The sequence below is a fragment of the Pseudoduganella sp. GCM10020061 genome (genome assembly GCF_042683405.1).
GTDB lineage: Bacteria > Pseudomonadota > Gammaproteobacteria > Burkholderiales > Burkholderiaceae_D > Telluria.
The window spans coordinates 1-8,482 of record NZ_JBHUJS010000005.1 but is presented as its reverse complement, the minus strand read 5'-3'; the positions used below and the strand labels follow the sequence as shown (position 1 = coordinate 8,482).

Annotated in this window: 6 protein-coding genes and 1 rRNA gene; 1 reads left to right on the top strand and 6 read right to left on the bottom strand. The window is 64.9% G+C overall.

Features of this window, described 5'->3' with window-relative positions:
- Window positions 1-443 precede the first annotated feature (443 nt).
- From ACFSQR_RS11725 to ACFSQR_RS11715, 3 genes are all read right to left on the bottom strand, one after another.
- Complete coding sequence (locus tag ACFSQR_RS11725) at window positions 444-2,726, bottom strand: family 1 glycosylhydrolase (RefSeq protein WP_377729981.1); 2,283 nt, start codon at window positions 2,724-2,726, stop codon at window positions 444-446.
- A gap of 182 nt (window positions 2,727-2,908) precedes the next feature.
- Window positions 2,909-3,925 (bottom strand): RNA 3'-terminal phosphate cyclase, encoded by a 1,017-nt coding sequence (gene rtcA, locus ACFSQR_RS11720; RefSeq protein ID WP_377729980.1) that lies wholly within the window; start codon window positions 3,923-3,925, stop codon window positions 2,909-2,911.
- Window positions 3,926-3,928: 3 nt separating this feature from the next.
- A complete protein-coding gene (locus tag ACFSQR_RS11715) occupies window positions 3,929-5,161 on the bottom strand; it encodes an RtcB family protein (RefSeq protein ID WP_377729979.1) in 1,233 nt (410 codons plus the stop codon).
- 220 nt (window positions 5,162-5,381) lie between these two features.
- Between ACFSQR_RS11715 and ACFSQR_RS11710 the strand changes: the two genes are divergently transcribed.
- Entirely contained in the window at window positions 5,382-7,448 is a 2,067-nt protein-coding gene (locus ACFSQR_RS11710; protein WP_377729978.1) for a TonB-dependent receptor family protein, read from the top strand.
- Window positions 7,449-7,474: 26 nt separating this feature from the next.
- On the opposite strand, the gene ACFSQR_RS11705 is transcribed toward ACFSQR_RS11710, so the two are convergent.
- From ACFSQR_RS11705 to rrf, 3 genes are all read right to left on the bottom strand, one after another.
- Window positions 7,475-7,630, bottom strand: coding sequence for a hypothetical protein (locus ACFSQR_RS11705; protein ID WP_377729977.1), 156 nt, complete (start codon window positions 7,628-7,630; stop codon window positions 7,475-7,477).
- 76 nt (window positions 7,631-7,706) lie between these two features.
- The gene (locus ACFSQR_RS11700) at window positions 7,707-8,207 is read right to left on the bottom strand and encodes an MgtC/SapB family protein (RefSeq protein WP_377729976.1); all 501 of its coding nucleotides are present in this window, start codon (window positions 8,205-8,207) and stop codon (window positions 7,707-7,709) included.
- A 170-nt stretch (window positions 8,208-8,377) separates the two neighbouring features.
- Window positions 8,378-8,482, bottom strand: a 5S ribosomal RNA gene (rrf, locus tag ACFSQR_RS11695); the annotation flags it as partial.

Sequence of the window (8,482 nt, the reverse complement as noted above, 5' to 3'; positions counted from 1 at the left end):
TCTGTTGTCCGATGCTTTCGCATCGGGGTCACTCACTCAAGATACTGACGTTCCTCTTTCGAGGTCACGTTTATTTCTTGTGCGAGCGTTTGAAACAATAATTTGAGTATTCGCGGACCAAAATCCGCGGCATCTATCGTCAAACGCCCACACTTATCGACTGTTGATTGTTAAAGAACTTGAATTCGGTACTGCTTGCTACTTGTCGACAAAGCGTTGTGTTTGTCAGCAGCAGAGAGGCGAGATTATGCGGTGTTTCGTGCAGCTCGTCAACCCCTTCTTTTCCGCCGTGTTCGTCAACTACTTGATTTCGTTAACCTTTTGCAAGGGACCGGTGAGGTCTCGTTCGCAGCGGGGGACGAACTATAGCAAACGGGCACGCGCCGCGCAAGTGCTTGCGCGCGAAACGTGCCCGCTGTTGCGTAACGCGGGAATCGCCCGGGTCAGGGCGTAGCGTTGACCCGGCGCTGGTTGAAGTCCGGTGCGGCGCCCAGCGTGCGCGCCTCCTGCTCCCATTGCAGCAGGTAGCGCGACAGAGCGTCGTCCAGCGTCGGCAGGAAGATGGCGCGCTCGCTGTGCAGCGCACTGAATGCCGGCCGTGGCGCGGCAAAGCGGCACTGCTCGCTCGACAGCGGCTCCAGCCGGCTGGCGTCGACGCCGCCCAGGTCGGCCGCCTTGAGGGCGAAGTCCGCCCAGGTAATGGGCTGCCCGTTGGTCAGGTGCCAGATGCCGCACTCTTTGTCGACCAACAGGTCCAGGCACGTGTGCACGAGGTCCGGCACGTAGGTAGGCGAAACGGTGATATCGCGCGGTGCCCCGAACGGCTTGCCCTCGCCCAGGGCGCGCAAGGCCTGGGTGATGAAGTTGTACTGGTCCCATGGGCCGAAGAAGGAACTGGTGCGCACGATCAGCGCGCCCGGCTGCCGCTCCAGCACTTCACGTTCCGCGTCTGCCTTGCTGCGGCCATAGATATTCAGGGGCCGCACGGTGTCGGACTCCACATAAGGCAGCTCGCGCCCGCCATCGAAGACCAGGTCGCTCGAGAAGGTCAGCAAGTGGATGTCGTGGCGCGCGCAGGCCGCGGCCAGCGTCGCTGGACCGACGGTGTTCTCGCGGAAGCAGCGCTCGCGGTCGCGCTCCGCCTCGTCCACGCGCACATAGCCGCTCGCGTTAATGATGGCCCATGGTCGGTGGCAGACAATCGCGCGCTCGACCGATTCCGGGTCGGCGATGTCCATGTCCTGACGGCTCATCAGGCGGTAGGCGATATTGCGCTCGTCGCAGATGCGCGCGAAGGCGCGGCCGAGCGTGCCGGTGGCGCCTGTGATGAGAATTGGATCCATCGTATTCCCCACGAGGTTGCGGCCGTCGGCCGTGATCGAAGTGGGACATGCCCGCGTGGCGACCGGCGGACAGGCAAAGCGCTCCGGCCGGCGCCACCAGCCCTTGCCGCGCAAGACCTGCTGCGTCAGCGGACGGGATGCAGCCAGTTCGCGCATCAGGCGCGCAAGCGCGGTCTGACGCGGCGGGGTCGAGCGCACATCGAGCGGCCCGGGTTCGTAGTAGCCGCGGCACGCCGTCACCAGGCAGTTCCAGTCGAAGGATCCGAGCAGCGCCCACACGGTGACCGCGCGCACGTCCGCGCCGTTGGCGCGTGCCTGCTTAGCGCCTTCCCAGATCTCCAGCAGCCAGCGCAACTGGTCTTCGCGGTGCGCGCCAAGGTGCGCCTCGGTGATCGCGATCGGCAGGCCGTAACGCTCCCATGCTTCCTGCAGCAGCGGCGCGACGCCAGGCGTTGGCGTGGCCAGGGCGCGGGCCGCTTCGATGTCGGCGATTTTGGGCCGCGTGCCATCCTTGAGCGTGATGTCGCCGTGGCTGCGTTCGGGATAGCGCTCGGGGCGGTGGTCCAGCCAGCGCTCGCTGGTGACGTAGTAGTTGACGCCGATGATGTCGGGCGGGCACGGGTTATCGCGGAACCAGAGCAGTTCCGCCTCGTCGATCCCGGTCGAAGCCAGATAGCTCCACAGCTTGTGCTGCCGGTCGACTTTCCCGCACAGGAAGTCCCAGGCCAGCCAGCGGCGCTCGTTGTAGAACTCCGCGACTTCGTCGAGTTCCGGCGTGCTGTAGGTCTTGCCCAGGTCGTCGGTCTGCACCAGCAGCGCGTCCGGATTGTGCTCGCGGATCGCGCGCATCGACAGCACGGTCGCCTTGCACTGGTTGATGACAGCCTGGATGAACGTGCGGTCATCGCGCGCGTGCGGATACCAGACCCCGTACAGCGCGGAGAAGCGCGCGGTGGTCAGCGGTTCGTTGACCGGCGTGTAGTACTTGATCCACGGGCAGCGCTGCGCCAGCGCGCCCGCGTATTCGGCCAGCCCTTCGGCGAAGCATGGCGAGACCAGGCTGGTGTGGCGCGGCCCGCTGCCGTGGTGGCACAGTCCGGCGATCGGTTCAACGCCGAGCTTCTGCAGCTCGGCCAGCCGTTCGGTCCAGCTCCAGTCGGCCTGCTCCATGCCGTCCGGCGCCACGCGCTCCCACAGCACGGGATAGCGGATCACGCGGATGCCGAGCGAAGCAAAGCGGGCCAGGTCGCACATGCGTTCCGCGTGGCCGTTTCGTTCGAGCTGATTGAAGTATTCGTCGCGCACGCGGTTCACGGTGCACTCTACGCCACCCCATAGTTCAAGAGGGGGCATCGCCATGTCAGTGGCGTTGGATGTGATCATCTTAGGTCCTATTCATATGCCCGGCTCTCTGGCGGGTCTGTCATTCCAGGCGGTCGGGGCGAAGGTGGGATCGCTTGAGCCCGGCTCAACCAGGTGTATATGGCAAACAGATTAACGAAATTTAGGAAAACATGACGTCACGTTGGAAGTAATTACGCGCAGAACCACTGCAGAAGCAGGCATCAGGCTTCCACCGAGCAGATCGTGCGCGCGGGTTCCCTTGTAAATTGGATGCGCACAGGCAAGAACTTGTGGATCACGTCGGCGTTGGTGAGGGTGTGCTGCGACAAATGCGCCATCGAGAACGAGCCTCCGCCGGCGAGTGCGAGCGGCATCAGGAGCTGGTCGGCCAGGTGTTCGCCGGCCGCGCCATCGGAATCGCAGTAGGCGCGCGCTTCGGCTGCGACCCGCCTGCCGACTTCCTCCGCGCGGGTGCCGCGTTCACCGATCGCGGAGAACACTTCGGTCACGTGCTCATGCTCCATCGTGAACAGCAGCACGTTGCCGGGCCCCTGGTCGTTGGGCAGCCCGCACATCCGCAGGTTCGCGTCGGGGACCTTGAATGCGGCCCCGATCTCGTCGAGCTCACGGCGTGCGATATCGGGCGGCAGCGCGGCGACGAAGCCTTCGGCGAACGCGTTCAGGCAAGGCCCGCGCGCGATCAGGTCGATGGGCTGCAGGCGCCGGCACGGCACGATGTTCGCGGCCAGTTCGCCGCCCCCGCGGGGGTAGAAGCCGAAGCGGCGCAGCTCCAGCTCGAACACGGCGCCCATCTGCCGTAGCGCCCTGCCGAAGGCGCGGTCGATGAAGTGCGCCGGCGGGGCCATCGGGTTATGCGTGCCGCCATGGATCACCAGCGTGGACGGCTGTCCGGCCAGCAGCAGGGCGGGCAGCAGCGTTTGCAGCACCAGCGTGGCACTGCCGGCCGTGCCGATGTCGATGCGGATCTCGCCCGGCGTCACGCGTCCGGGATGGAATTCCAGCTCGGTGGAGCCGACCTTCACGTCGGAGGTCTCCGCGCCCGAGATGCGTGCGGCGGACGTCACCGCCACCAGGTGCTGGCGGGCTAGCCCGGGTTTGGCGCGGTTGGCGCGGATGTTCACCATGCGGAAGGGCTGTCCGGTGATCATCGACAGCGACAGCGAGGTGCGCAGCATCTGGCCCCCACCCTCCCCGTGCGATCCGTCCAGCTCGACCATGTCCTATCCTTTCACGCAAACGACCTGCTTGAGCGTGTGCACGACCTCGACCAGGTCGCTCTGCGCCTCCATCACCGCATCGATGTCCTTGTACGCCATCGGGATCTCGTCGATCACGTTGGCGTCCTTGCGGCACTCGACGCCTTCGGTGGCCTTGATGTGATCCGCAATCTTGAAGCGGCGCTTGGCTTCGGTGCGGCTCATGGTACGGCCCGCACCGTGGCTGCAGCTGTTGAAGCTCTCCGGATTGCCCTTGCCGCGCACGATGTAGCTCTTGGCGCCCATCGAGCCGGGGATGATGCCCAGCTGCCCCTTGGCGGCAGAGACCGCGCCCTTGCGCGTGACCAGCACTTCGCGACCGAAGTGGGTTTCCTTTTGCACGTAGTTGTGGTGGCAGTTCACCGCTTCCACGTGGGTCTCGAACGGCTTGTGGATCACATTGCGCACCGCGCCGATCAGGTTCTGCATCATCACCTCGCGGTTGATTTGGGCGAACTTCTGCGCCCAGCCGACCGCCTCGATATAGTCGTCGTAATGCCGGGTGCCCTCGTTCAGGTAGGCCAGGTCCTGGTCCGGCAGGTTGATGTGGTGGATGCGCATATCCTGCTTGGCCTGCTCGATGAAGTGCGAGCCGATCGCATTGCCCACGCCGCGCGAACCGGAATGCAGCATGAGCCAGACGAAGCCTTCTTCGTCCAGGCACACTTCCACGAAGTGGTTGCCGCTGCCGAGCGTGCCGAGATGGCGGTAGTTGTTCGTGTTGCGCAGCCTCGGCGTCTTCTGGCAGATGACGTCGAACTCGTCCTTCAGCTGGGCCCAGCCGGCGTCCACCGAATTGGGCGGCGTCATCCACGAACCCTGGTCGCGGCCCTTGTGCCCGCGCGTCTTGGGCGACATGCCGTGCGGGATGGCGTGCTCGATCGCGCTGCGCAGCTTGCCCAGATTGTCGGGCAGGTCGTTGGCCGTGAGCGTGGTCTTGGCGGCCATCATGCCGCAGCCGATGTCGACGCCGACCGCCGCCGGAATCACGGCGCCGACGGTCGGAATCACGCTGCCGATGGTGGAGCCCTTGCCGAGGTGGACGTCGGGCATGACGGCGATGTGCTTGTAGATAAAGGGCATCTGCGCCGTCTTGCGCAGCTGCTCCTTCGCTTCCGGCTCAACCGGCACGCCCTGCGTCCACATCTTGACGGGGCGCGCGCCCGGTCCTTCCATCGTCTCGTAATGCTGTCCCATGATTCGCTGCTTTGCCGCCCTGGTGGGCCGATGATACGCCGGGGACACGGCCGATGCCTGCGCATTACACAGGGGAAAGCGTGAGGGGGAGTATCGGCCTGCGCAAGGGCTCGCGCAAAAAAATAGGGGGGTATGCGACCCGATTGCCCCGTATCGGGCATACTCCCCCCTAAACCGATGAGCCACGCAACAGCGAGCGGCCCGACCTCCAAATAAATACATGCGAAACCGAGTTCCCTTGTTCCTGCTGGCCGCCCTGCCCTCAGCCCTGGCGGCGGCGCAGTCCGTTCCGCCGGCAACCGTCGTGGTGACTGCAACGCGCACTCCTCAGCCGCTGCTCGACGTGCCCGCGGCAACCGACGTGGTGGACATGGCGCGCGTGGAAGCGCAATTGCGCGTGAACGCATCCGAAGCCCTCGCATCGGTTCCCGGCGTGGTCGCGCTGAACCGCCAGAACTACGCGCAGGACCTGCAGATCTCCTCGCGCGGATTCGGCGCGCGCTCGGCCTTTGGCGTACGCGGAGTGCGCCTACTGGCGGACGGCATCCCGGCATCGATGCCCGACGGCCAGGGCCAGGCCGCGACCTTCAACCTCGACATGGCGGAGCGCATCGAAGTGCTGCGCGGCCCGTTCTCCGCGCTGTATGGCAACCACGCTGGCGGCGTCATCCAGCTGTTCACGCGTGACGGTGCCGGCCGCCCCACCGTGGAGGCGACAATAGGCGGCGGCAGCGATGGTGCACGCAAGTGGGATATCAACGCGCAAGGCAAACCGGGCGCCCTTGCTTATGTGCTCGATGCGTCGCGCTTCGAGACCGACGGCTACCGCGACCACAGCGCGGCCACCCGCGATCAGGCCTTCGCCAAGCTGACGCCGGACCTGCCGGTTCCCGGGCGCCTGGTGATCACCGCGAGCTCGCTGCGCCAGAAGGATTCGCAGGACCCGCTCGGCGTGACGTGGGCGACCTTCTCGCGCGACCCGCGCGCCGGCGAAACCGATCCGTCCGACGCCGAGGGTCGCACGTACGCGCGGCGCTATAACACCCGCAAGAGCATCGACCACCAGCAGGCCGGCGCGGCGTATGAAGTGGAGCATGGCGCGACTCGTGTGCACGCGACCGTCTACGGCGGCAACCGCAAGGTGGTGCAGTACCAGTCCTTCTCGCGCGCCTTCCTCGCCCCGGCCAGCCATTCGGGCGGCGTGATCGACTTCGACCGCGATTTCTACGGCGCCGATGTCCATGTCACGCAACGCTGGAGAAGGCTGGCTGTGACAGCGGGGATCGCGGCGGAACGGTCGACAGATGCACGGCTCGGCTACGAAAACTTCGAAGGCAACCGCCTCGGCGTCAGGGGCCGCCTGCGCCGCGACGAGACTAATACCGTGGAGAGTTTCGATCCCTACCTGCAGCTGGAATGGCGCTCAGGTCCCTGGATCGTTCACTCGGGACTGCGCCATTCGCACGTGTCGTTCGGCGTGGCGGACCGCTTCACCACGAACGGCGACGACAGCGGCACGGTACGTTACACCCGCACGACGCCTGTGGCGGGTGTGCTGTACAAGGTGGCGCCGGCACTCAGCCTGTATGCGAGCGCCGCGCGCGGCTTTGAAGCGCCGACGCTGAACGAATTGTTCTATGCGCCGGACGGCGGTTTCAACTTCAACCTGGATGCGGCGACCAGCCGCCATATCGAGATAGGCGCCAAGGCATCGCCTGCGCCGGGCACCCGCGTCCAGGCGGCGCTGTTCCAGGCAAAGACGCGGGACGAACTAGTGGTCGAATCCTCCACAGGCGGCCGCACCAGCTACCGCAATGCGGCGCGCACTTCTCGCGAAGGTGTGGAGCTGTCGGCGGATGTGCGGATCACCCGGTCATGGCAGGCCCGCGTCTCGGCCAGCGCCATCCACGCCGTGTATGAGGACGGAGTCGGTAGCGTTCCTGCCGGGAGCCGCCTGCCCGGCGTTCCGAAGGCGCACGGATTCGCGGAGATCGCGTGGGCGGGCGACGGCCTGTCCGCCGGCGTCGAAGCGCAGGCGAGCAGCAGGATCTATACCGAAGACACTAACCGCGAACGGCCGGCGCCAGGCTATGGCGTGCTGAACCTGCGGGCGAACGCGACCCAGCAGGTCGGCCCCTGGTCGTTCAGGCAGTTCGTCCGCGTGAACAATGTGTTCGACCATGACTATGCCGGATCGGTCATCGTAGGAGAGGCGAACCGGCGCTACTACGAGGCAGCGCCGGACCGGAACTGGATGGCGGGATTTACCGCTGCGTACCGCTTCTAAGGCTTGGAAGTGCAGCAGGAAGCTGCTTAGTTCAGCACCTGGTGCAGCAAGACGCCGATGCGCTCACCGATGGCAAGCGCGAAGAACACGGTTGCGCACACCAGCGTGACGGAAAGAAGAAGACGCTCGCGCGGCTCCAGTTTAATGACGAACTGCTGCACCTGATCCGACTTGTCCGACATGATTTTGCTCCTGTAATGGTTTTGTTATCGGGCAAGTATCATTTCAGTGCAAGGTACAGTCAAGAAAAATCCGGCGTCAGTGGTCCTGGTCGCCCCCGTGCTTTCCTTTTGCTGGCGGGCTCTTGGTGTACTTGAGCAGCGACAGGATCGCCAATGCAAACAGTGCGCTCAGCACGGCAGTCGCTTCCCGTCCCATGCCAGCGGCTACGCCTACGGCGGCCGTCAGCCACAGTCCCGCCGCCGTGGTCAGTCCGCGGATGTGGTTTTCGTCGTGCGACTTGAGGATGGCGCCGGCGCCGAGGAAGCCGACCCCGGCAGTCACACCCTGCAGCACGCGCGACAGGTCGGAAATGTGCATGCCGGCTTGCAGCGGAATCAGCACAAACAAGGCGGAGCCGAGCGACACCAGCATGTGCGTGCGCAAGCCGGCTGAAGCGCCCACGTGTTCCCGCTCGTAGCCCAGCATCGCGCCCAGCGCCACTGCCACAACGAGCCGCACCACCACTGTCGTGATCTGGCTGACGTCTCCCAGGTCCGAGAATTCACGCTGGATTGCAGTCCAGATGTCAGTCCACACCGCCCGGCTCTCCTTCCAGTAATTGGCAAATGGCTAATAAGGCCATTGTAGAGTAGCGGCCGGGAGAGCGTACGGCGCGGTTTCCCAACCGTGCGCCCGTGTGTATGAAGATGAGGCCGGAAAGCAAAAAAGCCCGCTGACGTTAGTCAGCGGGCTTTCTCTTATAACTAGCCTGACGATAACCTACTTTCACACTGGTTGCAGCACTATCATCGGCGCAAAGTCGTTTCACGGTCCTGTTCGGGATGGGAAGGGGTGGGACCGACTTGCTATGG